Genomic DNA, 15,830 nt, shown 5'->3' on the forward strand with positions numbered 1-15,830 from the left:
ACCGACGAGACCGACGAGACCTGCGAGAGGAGAGGTCGGATGGAGAACTCCGACACGCTGGTGTCCATCGTGCTTCCCGTACGCAACGGGGCCGGACGGATCGAGGGCGCGATCCGTTCGGTGCTCGGCCAGGACCACGAGCGCCTCCAGCTGGTGATCTCCGACAACGCGTCCACGGACGGCACCGAGGAGATCTGCCGTGACCTGGCCGCGACCGACGACCGGATCGTCTACCGCAGGCACCCGGAGAACGTGGGCCTGTTCGACAACTTCGTCCGTACGACCGATCTGGTCGCGGGCACGTTCTTCCGCTGGGTGGGCGACGACGACCGGTTGGAGCCCACCTGCGTGTCCCGGTCTCTCCAGGCGTTCGCGGAGGACGACCGGCTCGTCCTGGTCACCACGCAGGTCGCCTACACCGGCCCCGACGGGACCGTGACCACCGCTCCCCTCGACCGCTCAGGACTCACCTCGGACGACCCGGTCGAGCGGTTCGCCGAGATGCTGGGGCTGCTCAACGAGAGTCACCTGCTCGTCGACCCGCTGTACGGCACGCTGCGGCGCGATCCCCTCGCGGGGATCCCCCGGCGGAACATGCTGCGCGAGGACGAGGTGTTCGCGGCGAAGCTCGCGCTCGCCGGACCGTGGGGGCACGTCCCCGAGGTCCTCGCCCACCGCAACTGGAAGCACGACAGCCTCTCCGCGATCGCCCGGCGCCTCGACGTGCCGCCCTGGCGGGCCCGCTGCTCCACCCTCCTGCAGTGCGCGGAACTGTTCCGCTGGCTGCGGCAGGCCGATCTCACCGCCGACCAGCGCCGCCGTGCCCGCGCCGCCGTACTCGGCATGTACGCGCGGCGCCAGCGGCTCACCGCGGCCCGCCGGGGGCGCAGGCTCGCGCTGATCGCCTCGGGGTTCGTCCCGGGCGGGCGGTGAGCGATGTCCCCTCGTGAGGCCGCCGCCGAGCCGCGGAGCCCGAGCCTCGAAGCCGGGGACCTCGGATTCCGAGGCCCAGGACCTTCCGGCCCCGTCGCTCCCGGACCGGCTGGTTCCAGACCGGTGATGCCAGAAAGACATCCCATCAGCGATCAACTCTCCCGGCCGACCCGCCGGGGCACGATCCTTCTTCAGGACTCGCGGTCCAGGAGAACAAAGTGCTCACCTACGGGCGGCTACCGGGCACCGAGTCCGCCGGATGGCGACTCGCTGACACTCATTAGGAGAACCCCGTGACCACCGTCTTCTCCAACAGCCTGGTGGACGACGACACGCGCAGGGAGCTGCTCTACCAAGGGCAGGTCTTCGTCTACTCGGCGACGCCCGCCTCCACCCTGCTCGCCCTCTTCGCCAGGGAGCTGATCGCCGAGGCGTTCGGCGAACGTGACCCGGAGACCGCGCAGTTCGACATGCCGGTGGAGGAGTTCGCCGACCTGCTCGCCCGGCTCAAGCCCCGCTTCATCCATCATCCGCGGTGCAAGGAACTGCTGCCCGCGGTGCTGGAGGAGCTGGGCTGCGACCTGGACCGCACCTACTTCGACGTGCCCCGGTTGCGCACCTCCACCTCCCACGACTACCTCACCTCCGGCATCTCCTACGCCTTCCACCCTCACCGCGACTGCTGGTACTCGGCCCCGTTCAACCAGCTCAACTGGTGGATCCCCGTCTTCGAGGTGGTCCCGGAGAACGTGATGGCCTTCCATCCCCAGTACTTCGCCAGCCCGGTGCGCAACGGCAGCGCGCGCTACGACTACGCGGAGTGGAACAGGACCAGCCGGCTCACCGCCGCACAGCACGTGCGCGGCGACACCAGGGACCAGCCGCGTCCCGAGGAGGCCGTCGTGCTCGACCCGCAGGTGCGGGTGGTGCCGGAGCCGGGGGGCGTCATGGTGTTCTCCGGCGCCCAGCTGCACTCCACGGTGCCCAACACCTCGGGCAGGACCCGCTTCAGCATCGACTTCCGCACGGTGAACATCGACGACGTGCGCACCCGCCGGGGCGCACGCAACGTGGACGCGAAGTGCACCGGTACCACTCTGCGCGACTTCGTACGCTGCTCCGACCTCGACCCGATGCCGGAGGAACTGGCGCTGGAGTACGAGGCGGAGGCCCTGAGCAGGGTCGGGTGAGCGGCGGATCCCCGGCCGCACGGCCGCACGGCCGTGACGCCGACGCCGTGACGTCGCCGACATCGTGACGCCGTGACCGTGACGCCGACGCCGTGATGCCGGGTGACGCCCGGTGAAGCCCGGTAAAACCCGGTGACGCCCGTAGTGACAAGGAGTTCGTGTGCCGCGACCAATACGCATCGTGTCCTGGGCGTCTGGCGCGCTCGGGGGAGCGGGGACGACGTAGTGGAGTTCTGGAAGACCATCCTCGACCTCGCCAAAAGGAAGCGGGTCGGGTTTCCGCTGGTCGGCCTGGCGCTCCTCGCCGCCGTGGTCGTCTTCTTCCTGGTGCCCCCGCGCTACGTGTCGAGCGCCTCCATGGTGCTGACCACGCCCCCCGCGGGAGGAACGACGGACCCGGCCAAGCCGCCGGGGCGGAGCAACCCGCTGCTGCAGTTCAGCGACGGCCTCAGAACCACGGCGGGCATCCTCATCCTGTCCATGAACACCGAGGCGGTCGCGACGGAGCTGGGGATCGTGAAGGACGGTCCCGTCGAGGTCACGATCAACGACGGGCGCACCAACCCCAACATGCTGGGCATCCTCATGAACGGCCCGTTCGTGTACGTGGAGGTGGAGAGCGACTCGGCCGAGGTCACCCGTACGGTCATGGCCAGGACCCAGTTCCGCCTCAAGACCGAACTGGTCCGCAGGCAGGAGGTGCTCGGCGCCCCACGCTCCACCTTCATCGGGTTCGTGGAGGTGGTGCCCGCCGCCTATCCCGTGATGAACCGGAGCGGTACGTGGCAGGCCGCGGGCGGAGCGGCGTTCGTCGTCGTCTTTCTCGGCCTGGGCGTCACGTACGCGGTGGAGCGCCGGAGGGTGTTCCGGCGAAGAGCCGAGGCAGGAAGGTCCGACGAGTCCCGCCCGGGCCCGGACACGGCCCCTGCTCCGTCCATGGAGGCGGCCGGGGCGGGCCGGGCCGACGAGACGCGTCCCGGTGACCGTCAGGAAAAGGCCCGGGCGCACGAGGGCGGCGAGGAGGACGCCGAGCCCGCGCCCGACAGGGAGGGCAACGGCCGTGACGGCAAGCGCGGTAGGGGACCCGGGGGCCGTGACGGCAGAGGTGCATCCGAGCCCCAGGTCACCGTGTATCCGGCGGAGGTGATGTCCCCGGCGCCCTCGGCGACACCGGGACGACAGCGACACGCGGACGACGACACGTAGTGACGACATGCGGCGACGACACGTGAACGGCTACCCGCAGGCGACGACGAGCAGGCGACGACACGCAGAACGGCGACGAGCAGGCGACCGCGACAGGCAGACGGAGGAGAACGCGTGGACTTCTGGGGGACCGTACTCATCGTGTTACGGCGTTGGTACGTCGCCCTGCCGGCGTTCCTGCTGTCCATCGGCGGCGCGTTGGGTGTCTACTCGTCGATCCCGACGGTCTACGTCTCGAACGCGGTGCTCGTGCTGACCATCCCGCCCACCGGTGGAAGCCTGCCGAGCGATCCCGAGCGCCCCAACGGACTGACCAACCCCCTGCTGAACTTCGACTGGGGCCTGAGCATGTCCGCCTCGATCCTCATCCAGGCGATCAGCGCGCCGGAGACGGTGGAGTCCCTCGGCGTACACCCCGAGGGCGACACCACCTTCACGGCCACCAACGGCAGCACCAACCCGGAGGCACTGGACGGCGGGCCGTTCGTGTACATCGAGGGCACGAGCACAACGCCGGCCGGGGCGCGGGACATCGTGACACGGGTGAGGGACCGGGCGAGGGTCGAGCTCGCCGCTCGCCAGAGACAGCTCGACGCGCCCCCGGCGACCTACATCACGATGAACGAGATGGTGCCGCCGACGGAGCCGCAACCCCAGCGAGGGGGGAAGATGCGCGGGGCCGCTGCCGCGCTGCTGCTCGGGGTGCTCGCCAGTCTCGCCTCGGTGTTCTCCCTGGAGAGTTTCCTCGACGCCAGGCGGCGAAGGCGAGGGGTGCCCGTGGCGACGTCCGGACTGCCCGCCGAGCCCTCCCTCCTGCGGCGGTGAGGGACCTGGCCTCCACACTTCGCACGGCCCCGGCCCCGGCTCCGGCCCCCGTGTCCGTCGCCTCCCTCGACCGTCCCGGCCTCCGCCGTGCCGACGGTGCCACCCTCGCCGCCGCGTTCGCGGTGGTCCTGATGCTGTCTCCGGCGCGGCTGGTCTTCCGCGGCCTGCCCTTCTCGCTCACGCCCGCCGACGCGGTCGGTCTCTTCGCCGCGCTCTGGTGGTTCTGCGCGCAGCTCACCACCACGCTCGGCGCGGCGAAGGGCTCCAATCCCGTACGTACCGCGCTTTTCCTGTACAGCGTGGCGATGCTGGCCACCTACGGATACTCCAGCGCCGCCTACCTGCCGCCCGACGAGCTCGACATGGCCGACCACAGCATCGTCCTCGTGGTGGCGACGGTGGGCATCGGACTTCAGGCGTGCGACGGCATCCGGGGCAAGGCGCGGCTGGACTTCGTCCTGAGGTGTCTCGTGGTCTCCGGTGCGGTCGTCGGGGTCATCGCGGCGCTCCAGTTCGTGCTCGAATTCGACCTGACGAAGTACCTCACCTTCCCCGGCTTCCGGTTCACCTCGGATCTGCCGGCGATCCTCGAAAGAAACACCCTGCGCCGGGTCGCGGCGACCGCCGGACACCCCATCGAGCTCGGCGTGGTCTGCGCGATGATCATTCCTCTCGCGCTGCACTACGCGTTCGGCGCCCGGGACAGGGGTGAGCCCTCCCTGCGGTGGTGGGTCTGCTGCGGGCTGATCGGCACAGGGCTGATGTTCTCCGTGTCGCGCTCCGCGGTCCTCGGGATCGCCGTCGTCGGCGCGGTACTGGTCACCGGGTGGCCCGCGCGCAGGCGGCTGTGGGCGGCGATCGGCGGCGCGGGCTTCCTGGTCGCGATGAAGGTGGCCGTGCCCGGCCTGATGAGCGTCTTCCTCGGGCTGTTCACCAGCCTGTCCAGCGATTCGAGCATCCAGTACCGGACGCACGACTACGCGGTGGCGGCCACCGAGATCGGAAACCACTTCTGGGTCGGCAGAGGTCTGGGCACCTGGTACGCGCCCAAGCACCTGATCTTCGACAACCAGTACATCCTGTCGCTGGTGGAGACCGGGATCATCGGCATGGCCACCTTCGCCGGGATCTTCCTCACCGGTATCTGGGCGGCGTTACGCGTCCGCCGCCTCAGCTCCGACCCCGCCGTACGGGACCTGGGACTCACCCTGGCCGCCTGCCTGGTCGTCCCCCTGGTCGGGGCGGCCACCTTCGACCTGCGCTCGTTCGCGATCGTGACGGGCCTGTCGTTCCTGATCATCGGGTCCGCCGGCTCGCTGCTGCGCGCCACTCGGCAGCCGAGGACCCGAGCCGTCCGCCCGCCAGAGAGACCGGGCGGAGAAGCCGGGCGGGGAGTGCGGTGAGTCATTCGGTGAGGCTGCCGAGGGCGATGAGGTCGCCGGGAAGGTCACCCTGCCAGCCGGTCGCGCAGGTCGGCCCAGGATCCCGCGGCCAGGTCGCGTTCGCTGATCGCGGTGACCGGCAGCGGCCAGCCGATGGCGAGGTCGGGGTCGTCGTAGCGGACGGAGACGTCCTCGGCGGGGTCGTGCTCCCGGTCGATCCGGTAGCAGACGTCGGCCTGCTCGGTCAGTGCCTGATAGCCGTGCAACAAGCCAGGAGGAACGTAGAGGTGAACGAACGTCTCATCGTCCAGAACCACCGACATCCGGCGGCCGAAGGTGGGGGAGTCCGGCCTGGCGTCGACGAGCACGTCGTGCACGGCTCCTCGGGCGCACCGGACGAGCTTGGCCTCCCCCCTGCCGCCCCGGCCGTGCAATGCCCTGATCGTTCCCAGCCGGGACCGCGACTGACTGTCCTGGACGAACGCCTCGGGCCGCAGCCCGTGGGCGGCGGCGAGCGTCGCGTCGAAGGTGCGGGTGAACAGGCCCCGGTCGTCCCTGTGCGGGGTGGGGACGAACAGCAGAACACCGTCGATCTCGGCGCGTTCGACTCTCATGCGGCCATCTTTCCGGCTCCCGAACCTCCCGGTCACGAAGAAGCGGAAAACGGTTCGGGTGTGGGGATATCCGGTCACGAAGAAACGAAAAACGGTCCGGGTATTGGGCCATCCGGCCATGAAGAAACGAAAAACGGTCCGGGTGCGGGGCCGTCCGGCCATGAGGAAGCGGGAAACGGTGCGGACCGACGTTCCCCGCGGGACGTTCCTCTCGCGGACGGGCCGTCCCCTCCGGTGGCGCCGGAGAGGCCCGAGGCCGGGTTCGCACGGATCGGGGTCGGGGCCGTCGAGGTCATGGCGGTCGGCGAGGAGGAGCTTCTCGACCACGTGGCGGAGGGATGGCGGCGAGGACACGGCGGCGCGATCGTCACCGCGAACGTCGACATCGTCCGCGCCGCCACGCGCGATCCCGCCCTCGCGGACCTCGTCACCCGTTCCGAGATCGTGGTCGCCGACGGCATGCCGGTGGTCTGGGCGTCGAGGCTCGCCGGCCTGGCGGTTCCCGGAAGGGTCACCGGTGCCTCGCTCGTACACTCCCTCACCGGGCGGGCCGCGCGCGAGAACCGTTCGGTCTACCTGCTCGGAGGAGAACCCGGCGTGCCGGAGGCCGCGGCGCGGGTCCTCGCCGAACGCTGCCCGGGGCTGCGCGTGGCGGGCACCTGCTCGCCCCCCTTCGGGTTCGACGGCACACCGGACGGGGTGCGCGCGGTGGTCGAGGAGGTGGTCGCCGCCGCACCCGACCTCGTTCTCGTCGGGCTGGGCTTCCCCAAGCAGGAAAGGGTGATCGAGGCGCTCAGGGCGGAGCTGCCCGACGCCTGGTATCTCGGCTGCGGGGCCGGGATCCCGATGGCGGCCGGGCGGTTCAGCCGCGCCCCCGGGGCCGTGCAGCGGGTGGGCGCGGAGTGGCTGTACCGGCTCGCCCTGGAGCCGCGCCGCCTGGCCCGCCGCTACCTGCGCGACGACGCGCCGTTCGCGATCACCCTCCTCGCGGGCGCCCTGCGCACCCGCCTGACACCGGGGCGTCGCTCATGAGCGGTGATTCCTCGCGAGGAACCGAGGCGCCGCGCACAGCCGGTGTTTCCCCGCCAGGAGTCGAGGGGCCACACGTGATCCGTGGTTTCCCGACCGCCGACTCCCCGCCCGCTCTCCCCGTACGGTCCTCTTCCACGAGAAACGGCTCCGACATGGCTGTTCCAGATTGGCGCCCGCTCGCCATAGTGATCGTCACGTATTCGAGTGGCAAGGTCATCGAAGGCTGCCTGCGCTCGCTCGACGCGGCACTCGCCGACGCGGGTCCCGCACGGGTCGTGGTGGTGGACAACGCCTCGGCCGACGACACCCTCGCGCGGGTGCGCGAGGTCGCTCCCGAGGCCGAGGTGGTCCAGACCGGGCGTAACGCGGGCTTCGCCGCCGGAGTGAACGCGGGCATCGCCGCCGCGGACGGCTGCGACGTACTGGTGCTGAACCCCGACATCCGGCTCGCGCCCGGTTCCGTGCTCCTGCTCAGGCAGGCGCTCGCCCTGCCGGGAACCGGGATCGCCGCCCCCCGCCTCACCGGTGAGGCGGGGGAGCTCCACCTCTCCCTGCGCAGGCGCCCCACCGTGCCGAGAGCGCTCGGGGAGGCGCTGCTCGGCGGGCACAGGGCCGGGCGGATCCCGGCGCTCGGCGAGCTGGTCGTGGACCCGGCCGCCTACGACAGGCCGCAGACGGCCGACTGGGTGTCCGGTGCGGCCTGGCTGATCTCCCGCGCGTGCCTGGACGCCCTGGACCCCCTCGACGAGCGCTACTTCCTGTACTCGGAGGAGACCGAGTACATGCTCAGGGCGGGGGAGGCGGGGTTCGCCGTCCGGTACGAGCCCCGTGCCGTGGCCGTGCATCTCGGTGGCGAGCAGTCCACGTCGAGCACGCTGTGGGCGCTGTCGTCGGCCAACCGGGTCCGGATGCACCGGGAGCGGTACGGCCGCCCGCGCGGGCAGCTGATGCGGCTGGCCGTCGGGCTCAACGAGCTGGTCCGCGCGGTCGCGAAGGGCCGGGCGGGCGGGAGGCGGCACCGGGCCGCCCTGCGACAGCTGTTCCCCCTGCGCGAGTGGCCCCTCCTACCCGGCGAGGCTCCCCGACCGGCATCCCCCGCCCGTACGACGGGTGAGGCGGCATCCTCCCCCGGCTACGTCTGCTTCTCGGCGCAGGACTGGTGGTACCACAACCGGGCGCACTCGGACTTCCAGCTCATGCGTTCGATCGCCGCGCACAGGAAGGTCCTCGTCGTCAACAGCATCGGGATGCGCATGCCGATGCCGGGCAGGTCCACGCAGGTGCTGCGACGCGTCGGGCGCAAGCTGCGCAGCGTCGCGATGCTCGTGAGGAGACCGCTGCGGGAGCTGCCCGGCTTCTACGTGATGTCCCCGCTGCCGCTGCCCTTCTACGGGTCGCCGCTGGCGAGGCGGGTGAACGCGCTGCTGGTGCGTGCCCAGGTGCTCGCCGTCTCGCGGGCACTCGGTCTGCGCCGACCCGTGATCATGGTGACCATCCCCACGGCGTGGGACGTGGTGCGGCCGATGCGCAGGCGCGCGCTGGTGTTCAACCGCTCCGACAGGCACTCGTCGTTCCCCGAGTCCGACCGGCCGACCATCGAGGCGCTGGAACGCGGCCTGCTGGAGCGCTCCGACCACGTGATCTACGTCAGCAACGCGCTGATGGGCGAGGAGAGGGGCGTGACCGGAGAGCGCGCGCACTTCCTCGACCACGGCGTGGACACCGACCACTTCCGGCGGCGCCCGGAGAGCGAGCAGCCCGCCGACCTCCGCGCGATCCCCGGGCCGAGGGTGGGTTTCTTCGGCGCGCTGGACGACTATCTCGTCGACTTCGACCTGCTCGAACGGCTCGCCGTCGAGCTGCCGGACGTCTCGCTGGTCCTCATCGGCGACGCGACCGTCCCGATGGAACGGCTCACCCGCCACCCGAACGTCCACTGGCTCGGCTTCAGGCCGTACGAGCGGATTCCCGCGTACGGATCGGGGTTCGACGTCGCGATCATGCCGTGGCTGGACAACCCGTGGATCAGGCACTCGAACCCGATCAAACTCAAGGAATACCTCGCCCTGGGCCTGCCGGTCGTCAGCACCGACTTCCAGGAACTCGCGAACTATGCCGACCGGGTGAGAATCGCGGCCGACGGCGGCCTTTTCGTCGATGCTGTTCGTGCGACGCTGCGCGACGGCGGGTTGCAACCGGCCGAGGCCGTGCGGAAATCCGTGCTCGGTGCCTCCTGGGCGTCGCGTGCCGCCCAGTTGATGGCACTCGCCGAGCTGTCACCGGGTCCGCGATGAGGGTTCGGGGTGAGGGGCCGCGATGAGAAGGACAGGGTCATGAGATCTGAGAACCACGCCGGGACGCCGGGACGCCGGGTCAGACGGTCGTTGCCGCTGCTGGTCGGGGCGGGAGCCGTCTCGGTGTCGGTGGCGGTGCTCGGACTCACCCTGATCGACTCACCCGGAGGCCAGGACCGGGGCCCGCTCGCCGGGGCGTCGGCCGACGCCGGGAGCGCGTGGGCCGCGGGACCTCCCGCGACGGCCGCGCGGGTGCCGTGGGAGGGTGGCCCCGCCTACTACGGGCGGTTCGCCGCACCGACGGCGGCGGGCTGGACGAAATCGTCGTTCTTCCCGGTGGGCGTCTGGTTCGAGTCCGTGATCACCCAGGGCGACGTGGACAAGGACCGGGCCGCCGGGATCAACACCTACGTGGAGCTGACCGAGACCAGCGACATGGCGCTGGTGCGCAGGAACGGCATGTCGGCGCTGACCCGCGCCCCTCTGCCCGGCTACGGCAACGAGACGGTGGGCTGGCTGCTCAACGACGAGGTCGACATGTGGGCGAAGGCGGGGGACGCGCAGTGGACCGGCAAGCACCCCGGTGAGGGCTCCCTGTGTGTGCCCGAGGACAAGGGGTGCGGTTTCACCGTGCTGCGTACCCGCAAGGAGGAGGTCCCGAAGGGCGACGGCAGGATGCACTACGCCAACTACGGCAAGGGCGTGATGATGTGGGAGAGGGACGCGGACGCCGCCACGTTCGTCAACCGCTTCACCGACGTCGTCTCCTCCGACGTCTACTGGTACACCAGCGCGAGCGTCTGCCTGGACGGGCAGAACTTCCTGTCCCTGCCGGCCTCCAGGTGCCGCAGGGCCGCCAACTACGGCGCCGTCCTCGACCGCCAGCGCGAACTGGACGCGCTGGACGGCCGCCGCCAGCCGATCTACGGCTTCGTCGAGGTCGGCTGGCCCGCCGAGAACGACACCCGGGCGATCCGGCCGGAGCAGGTGACCGGCGCGGTGATGAGCTCGCTGATCCACGAGGCCAGGGGCATCATCTACTTCAACCACAACTTCGGCGGGCCGTGCCACTCCCAGCACGTGCTGCGCGAGGCGTGCGGAAAGGAGGTCAGGCCCGCGGTTGCCGAGATCAACCGGCGGATCGGGCAGCTCGCCCCGGTGCTGAACACCCAGTCGTACGCGCACCGCTTCGGCCCCGGCCTCGACACCATGCTGAAACACCACCAGGGCTCGTACTACGTCTTCGCGATGCTCGACGCGACCACGTCCCCCGGCAGGCGCATCTTCACGCTGCCGCGCGGGCTGCGGGCCGCCCACGCCGAGGTCCTCTTCGAGAACCGGACGGTCCCCGTCGACGCCCAGGGCAGGTTCACCGACTCCTTCGCCGCCGAACACTCCCACCACATCTACCGGATCACGCCCTGACGCGTTCTGCAGGCGTCCCCTTGGTAAATGACGTGGATAGCCTGGGGTGTCCCGCTCGGCAACACCGAGGCAATGTTCTATTATCGAACACGTGACGGTTGACGCGGAGACGCTGGGACGACGGATCGCCGAGGCACGTGGGCGAGCCGGTCTCACGCAGGTCGAGCTGGCCGCCCTGATCCCGCTGGATCGTTCGGCTCTGGCGAAGATCGAACGGGGAGACCGTCGTATCTCGGCGTTGGAGCTGGCCAAGCTGGCTGACGCCATCGACATGCGAATCGAGTGGTTCATCCAGGATGCGCCTGCCGCGATCGTCTCCCGCCGTAACGCACAGGAGCCGGGTGCGCCCAGCCCGAAGATCGATCTGATGGTCGAGCGGCTCACCCGGGCAGTCGAGTTCGTCGCCGAACAGGCGGAGCACTTCGCCCTGCCCGGCACTCCGAGCAGGGAGATGCCCGAGACCAATGCCCAGGCCGAGAAGCTCGCCTCGGACGCACGAGCGCTGCTGGGGGTGGACGGTGACGGTCCGATCGTGGGTTTGGACGAGAAGGCGGCCTCGATCGGCCTGCTTGTGTTCTCATATGACCTCGGCATCGACACGGCCGACGCGGCGACGGTCCTGCTGCGCAGCGGAGGCGTAGCGCTCATCAACGGACAGCGACGTGTGGGCAGAAGGCGTCTCGCGCTCGCTCATGAGCTCGGTCACTATCTTGTGGCCGACGAATACACGGTGGACTGGCGTATCGCCGAGCAACAGAACGTCGAACAGCGAGAGAGCCTTTTCGACCGTTTTGCACGTGCTCTGCTGCTACCGCAGGCGAGCATCGAGCGTGAATGGAAGAACCTTGTGGCCGACAGCGAAGGCGAACTGCGGACGGCTGCCGTGCGCATTGCCAGCGCTTATCGCGTCGACATGACGACACTCGCCCGACGGCTCAACGAACTCGGCCTCATTACTCACGGCGATGCCGGAAAAATCCGAATTATCAGGACGACGCGTGCGGATATCGTAGATTTCGACCTTGTGGTGGCGAAGGACGAGCTCGTTCCTCCCAGCTTGCCGCGAAATTACGAGCGTGCCGTTCTGGGGTTGTATCGTAGCGAGGCGATTTCCGCGGAACGAGCCTTGGACCTCCTGTTCGACACCTGGGACGAGAGCATGTTGCCCCCGCTGCCCAGGCGTTCCGAAGGTGCGATCTGGCAGTACGTCTGACCATGTCGGATCACGTTGACATCCTGGTTTTCGACACCGGCCCGTTAAGCCACTTCGCCAAGCAGAGCTGGCTCGGAGTACTGCGTGCGGTTGTCGGCGACAGAACCGCTGTGATCCCGGATACCGTGGTCCACGAGCTTCAAAACGGTGTTCACGAACACGCATATCTTCATTCTGTGTTCAACGCGTCCTGGATAGAGCAGCGCGAACTCATCGACGAATATGAAGAGTTCGCGACGTTCAGCGCGTTGTTGGTCGGATCCGGTAACCGCAACCTGGGCGAGGCCGGTGTGCTCGCGTACGCCAAGGCACACGGTGCCACGGCGATCATTGACGACGGTCCGGCACGTCGAGCGGCGAAGACTCATAACGTGCATCACCAGGGCACACTGGCTCTCCTTTGCGAGAGTATTCGATCTGAACTGCTCACGGTTGACCTGGTCTCAGCGGTTGCCGACCATTTGATCGAGGGTGAATACCGTCTTCCTTTCGGTCCTGGCGGTTTCAAGCAGTGGGCGGCCAACCAGGACATGATCTGAGGGACGCTCGCAAGTCATCGCGCTCTTGCTGGATTCGACATTTCGTGGATTTGTCCCGATCAGTTTTCTGAACGGTTGCGGCTGTCAGTCGCGTTCGACGGTAGGACCCTGCGCGGTGGCCGCTTGTCCGGCGGCGAGCCAGGGGACCCGGTTCAGGGAGTGGGGTGGGCACCTCGTGGGGGTAGGTGCCAGCGGGCCCAGACGGTTTTGCCGGGGCGGTCGGGGAGGGGGGTGACGCCGTGATCGTGGGCGAGGGCGCCGACGATCGCGAGGCCGCGGCCGTGGGTGGCCTCGGCGTCCAGGGTGAGGTGGCGTGGCTGTCCGGTGCCCCGGTCGGTGACCTGGATCTGGAGCTCGTCAGGGCTGGTCCACAGGGAGAGCCTGACCACGGGTTCGCCGTGGACGATCGCGTTGGCGAGCAGTTCGCCGGCCACCAGGACGGCGTCGTCGACGAGGTGGTGCAGTGCCCAGGCGACGAGGGTCTCGCTCACCATGGCGCGGGCCTTGCCGACGATCGGCAGGTCGTGCGGCAGGTCCCAGCAGACGGTGCGCGGGTCGCCGGGAATCTGTGAGTCGTCCGATGCCGGTGGGGTGTCCGGGGTCTCGGGCATGGCTCCTCCTCGGGATGGCGGTGTGGTGTCCTCGGCCTCGCGCATCAAGGCGCGTAGTTCGTCGGCGGTGCGGGCTCGCACGATCAGGGGTTCGGGGGCGGGCCAGACGGCGACGGCGTGGAAGTGGCGGGTGCCGGTGCCGTACCAGACGGTCCAGGCGGGCTCGATCTGGTCGAGCTGCTCGGCGGCGGCGCGCTCGGCCGGGTCCCAGGCCCGGGAGCAGACCCGCTCGGTGACGGCCCCGCGCCGGTGCCTTCCGCTCTGCCGGGGCTGGGGGACGCGTTCGTTCATGTCGTCGCCCCCTGCCGGTGCGAGGTGTGCTTGCCGGAGGGGGTACGGGGACCCGGTGGTCGTCCTCGCCGGTACGGCACGGGAGCCGTGACCCCGGTCGTGGCCCCGGGCTGCTCCGGTCGCCGATGCCGACCGGGGGAGACCGCCACGGACCGCGTGGGGAGAGCGGCGGAGGCCGTGGGGCCGGGGATCGTGCGGATGGGCGTTGAGACGGGTGGGCGGCTGGAGAGGTTGAGGCGGCGGCGGACGGTCATCCGGGCGTGGACCTGCGAGGGGGTGGGCTGCTCCCAGTGGTGATGGGCGCGGTGCGGCAGGCTGGCGGCCTCGTGCGCGTACGGGGGATGACCGCACCAGCGGCAACCGAGCGGCATCGGCGGCTGGTCGGCGTGCCAACGGACCCTGATGGGGCGGGGGTTTCCTCTAGGGTGATGCATCAGATCGGACCTCCTACGTCCGGTCGAGGGGCTTGTCATGGCGTGGTGTGCCGTGGCAGGCCCCGCTTTGTTTTGGGGTATTAGGGGCAACAGGGCGAGGTGTTTCCGTCTTGCGCGAAGTGACTGCTGTTCACGGGGTGAGGCTTACTCGGCGGTGACAGGTGTGTGTCTGGAAGAGGCGTGAGCCGTGCCTAGGGTGTGTTTTCCAGTGAATCGACGGACATTTTCACTCCTCTTATCCGGACATACCTGGTGATTTTTTCGACGGCAGCAGGAAGCCGCTCTTCGCGCGTAAGACAGGGCCGATCCGGCGGATTTTCCGCTCCCCCCGACCTCTTCACAGGGTGCCCCCGAGTGACTACTTTGGGTATCGAAAGTCGAGGCACATCAGTGTGACAGTTTGTGGAAAGCTGTGTTTTTTGTGCCACGATGTGGAGTCCCCCGGCTGGACGGAGCTGAAATGCCGAAGAACCCAAAAATCAACCCCAAAAACGAAAAGTGGGCTCTCTTTGGAGCGGAGCTCCGCAAGTATCGGAAAAAGGCAAAAATGACCCAGAACGAACTGGCCGAGGTGACCCAGTTCAGCAGGAGCCTGCTGAGCTTCACCGAGAGAGGCGAGCGCAAACCCGGCCACAACCTGGCGCAACGCTGCGATGCCGCTCTGGGGGCGAACGGAGAACTCCTCCATTGCTGGACGCACATCACCCACGCGGCGAGCCCTCGATGGTTCCGTGACTGGCTCGACATCGAACCGGAAGCGCACGTCCTGCATACCTGGCAACCGCTCGTCGTTCCCGGTCTTCTCCAGACCGAGGAGTACGCGCGGGCGGTTATCCGTGGGGAGCCTGGCATAACCGACAAGCAGGTGGAAAAGGCCGTCGCAGCTCGCATGGAGCGGCAGAAGATCTTGCTGCGATCTACGCCACCTATGCTCTGGGTTATTCTCGACGAAGGAGTTCTTCACCGCCCGATCGGTGGAGAAGAGGTCATGCAACACCAGCTCCAGTATCTTCTGGAAATGGCCGAGCGGCCGCGGATCGGTATCCAGATTCTTCCTTTGGTGCGGGGATCGACCACGGGGACTTCGGGAGGATTCGTGATCGCCCAGATTCCAGGAAATCCGGATATGGTATATGTCGAGTCTGTAACGCGCGGGCATGTGGCGAATCGGCCAGAAGATGTCGAGGCTGTCCGTGTTCGGTACGACACCATCCGGGCTGAGGCAAGCCCTCAGTATGTCTCGATCGAATTGATCAGAGAGGCGGAGAGGCTATGGACCTGAGTGATGAGCTGAAGAGCGCGGCCTGGCGTAAGGCCACCAAGAGTGCGTCAAACCAGGGTGACTGCTTGGAGGTGGCTCCGTTGTCGGGTGGTCGGGTGGGTCTGCGGGATACGGAGGCGCCGGAGCGGGCGCCGTTCGTGGTGAGTGCGAGTGTGTGGGACGCGTTCATCGATGGCGCCAAGAAGGGCGAGTTCGACTTCTGATTCTCGCTCCCTGTCGTAGGGGAAGCTCCCGGTCGTTGCTGGGAGCTTTCCCGTGCGCTGTTATCTGAGTGGAGAGGCGGAGAGACCGTGGACCTGAGTGATGAGCTGAAGAGCGCGGCCTGGCGTAAGGCCACCAAGAGCGGATCTGACCAGGGAAACTGCTTGGAGGTGGCTCCGTTGTCGGGTGGTCGGGTGGGTCTGCGGGATACGGAGGCGCCGGAGCGGGCGCCGTTCGTGGTGAGTGCGAGCGTGTGGGATGCCTTCATCGATGGCGCCAAGAAGGGCGAGTTCGACTTCTGATTCTCGCTCCCTGTCGTAGGGGAAGCTCCCGGTCGTTGCTGGGAGCTTTCCCGTGC

16 protein-coding genes are annotated in these 15,830 nt (G+C 68.7%); 13 read left to right on the top strand and 3 right to left on the bottom strand.

Features of this window, described 5'->3' with window-relative positions; translation table 11 throughout:
• The first annotated feature begins 39 nt into the window (after positions 1 to 39).
• From AB0B90_RS20010 to AB0B90_RS20030, 5 genes are all read left to right on the top strand, one after another.
• Positions 40 to 933, top strand: a complete 894-nt coding sequence (locus AB0B90_RS20010) for a glycosyltransferase family 2 protein (protein WP_350942733.1) — start codon at positions 40 to 42, stop codon at positions 931 to 933.
• Positions 934 to 1,226: 293 nt separating this feature from the next.
• Complete coding sequence (locus AB0B90_RS20015; protein ID WP_350942735.1) at positions 1,227 to 2,123, top strand: hypothetical protein; 897 nt, start codon at positions 1,227 to 1,229, stop codon at positions 2,121 to 2,123.
• A gap of 225 nt (positions 2,124 to 2,348) precedes the next feature.
• Positions 2,349 to 3,329, top strand: a complete 981-nt coding sequence (locus tag AB0B90_RS20020) for a hypothetical protein (protein WP_350942736.1) — start codon at positions 2,349 to 2,351, stop codon at positions 3,327 to 3,329.
• 114 nt (positions 3,330 to 3,443) lie between these two features.
• Positions 3,444 to 4,154, top strand: a complete 711-nt coding sequence (locus tag AB0B90_RS20025; protein WP_362896769.1) for a hypothetical protein — start codon at positions 3,444 to 3,446, stop codon at positions 4,152 to 4,154.
• Positions 4,151 to 5,557, top strand: a complete 1,407-nt coding sequence (locus tag AB0B90_RS20030) for an O-antigen ligase family protein (RefSeq protein ID WP_362923945.1) — start codon at positions 4,151 to 4,153, stop codon at positions 5,555 to 5,557. Before AB0B90_RS20025 ends, AB0B90_RS20030 begins: the two co-directional genes overlap by 4 nt.
• A gap of 44 nt (positions 5,558 to 5,601) precedes the next feature.
• Here AB0B90_RS20030 and AB0B90_RS20035 read toward each other — a convergent pair whose 3' ends face one another.
• Positions 5,602 to 6,150, bottom strand: a complete 549-nt coding sequence (locus tag AB0B90_RS20035; protein WP_362923947.1) for a dTDP-4-dehydrorhamnose 3,5-epimerase family protein — start codon at positions 6,148 to 6,150, stop codon at positions 5,602 to 5,604.
• Between the two features lie 234 nt (positions 6,151 to 6,384).
• On the opposite strand from AB0B90_RS20035, the gene AB0B90_RS20040 reads away from it, so the two are divergent.
• The 5 genes from AB0B90_RS20040 (at position 6,385) to AB0B90_RS20060 (ending at position 12,653) form a co-directional block, all read left to right on the top strand.
• Positions 6,385 to 7,182 (top strand): WecB/TagA/CpsF family glycosyltransferase, encoded by a 798-nt coding sequence (locus AB0B90_RS20040; protein ID WP_362923949.1) that lies wholly within the window; start codon positions 6,385 to 6,387, stop codon positions 7,180 to 7,182.
• A gap of 152 nt (positions 7,183 to 7,334) precedes the next feature.
• Entirely contained in the window at positions 7,335 to 9,476 is a 2,142-nt protein-coding gene (locus AB0B90_RS20045) for a glycosyltransferase (protein ID WP_362923951.1), read from the top strand.
• Between the two features lie 39 nt (positions 9,477 to 9,515).
• A complete protein-coding gene (locus AB0B90_RS20050) occupies positions 9,516 to 10,901 on the top strand; it encodes a hypothetical protein (RefSeq protein WP_362923953.1) in 1,386 nt (461 codons plus the stop codon).
• A gap of 91 nt (positions 10,902 to 10,992) precedes the next feature.
• Positions 10,993 to 12,114: an XRE family transcriptional regulator gene (locus tag AB0B90_RS20055; RefSeq protein WP_362923955.1), complete on the top strand. Its 1,122-nt coding sequence runs from the start codon at positions 10,993 to 10,995 to the stop codon at positions 12,112 to 12,114.
• Between the two features lie 2 nt (positions 12,115 to 12,116).
• Positions 12,117 to 12,653 (top strand): hypothetical protein, encoded by a 537-nt coding sequence (locus AB0B90_RS20060; protein ID WP_362923957.1) that lies wholly within the window; start codon positions 12,117 to 12,119, stop codon positions 12,651 to 12,653.
• A gap of 152 nt (positions 12,654 to 12,805) precedes the next feature.
• Here the strand turns inward: AB0B90_RS20060 and AB0B90_RS20065 are convergent, their stop codons facing one another.
• Positions 12,806 to 13,555, bottom strand: a complete 750-nt coding sequence (locus AB0B90_RS20065) for an ATP-binding protein (protein ID WP_362923959.1) — start codon at positions 13,553 to 13,555, stop codon at positions 12,806 to 12,808.
• Positions 13,552 to 13,989, bottom strand: a complete 438-nt coding sequence (locus AB0B90_RS20070; protein WP_362923961.1) for a hypothetical protein — start codon at positions 13,987 to 13,989, stop codon at positions 13,552 to 13,554. Before AB0B90_RS20070 ends, AB0B90_RS20065 begins: the two co-directional genes overlap by 4 nt.
• Positions 13,990 to 14,449: 460 nt before the next feature.
• Here AB0B90_RS20070 and AB0B90_RS20075 point away from each other — a divergent pair, with 460 nt between their 5' ends.
• From AB0B90_RS20075 to AB0B90_RS20085, 3 genes are all read left to right on the top strand, one after another.
• Complete coding sequence (locus AB0B90_RS20075; RefSeq protein ID WP_362923963.1) at positions 14,450 to 15,271, top strand: helix-turn-helix transcriptional regulator; 822 nt, start codon at positions 14,450 to 14,452, stop codon at positions 15,269 to 15,271.
• On the top strand, positions 15,262 to 15,474 hold the full coding sequence (locus AB0B90_RS20080) for a DUF397 domain-containing protein (protein WP_362896757.1): 213 nt from the start codon (positions 15,262 to 15,264) through the stop codon (positions 15,472 to 15,474). Before AB0B90_RS20075 ends, AB0B90_RS20080 begins: the two co-directional genes overlap by 10 nt.
• Before the next feature lie 87 nt (positions 15,475 to 15,561).
• Entirely contained in the window at positions 15,562 to 15,774 is a 213-nt protein-coding gene (locus AB0B90_RS20085; RefSeq protein WP_350961927.1) for a DUF397 domain-containing protein, read from the top strand.
• Positions 15,775 to 15,830: the final 56 nt, after the last annotated feature.

The sequence above is a fragment of the Streptosporangium sp. NPDC049078 genome (genome assembly GCF_040648855.1).
GTDB lineage: Bacteria > Actinomycetota > Actinomycetes > Streptosporangiales > Streptosporangiaceae > Streptosporangium.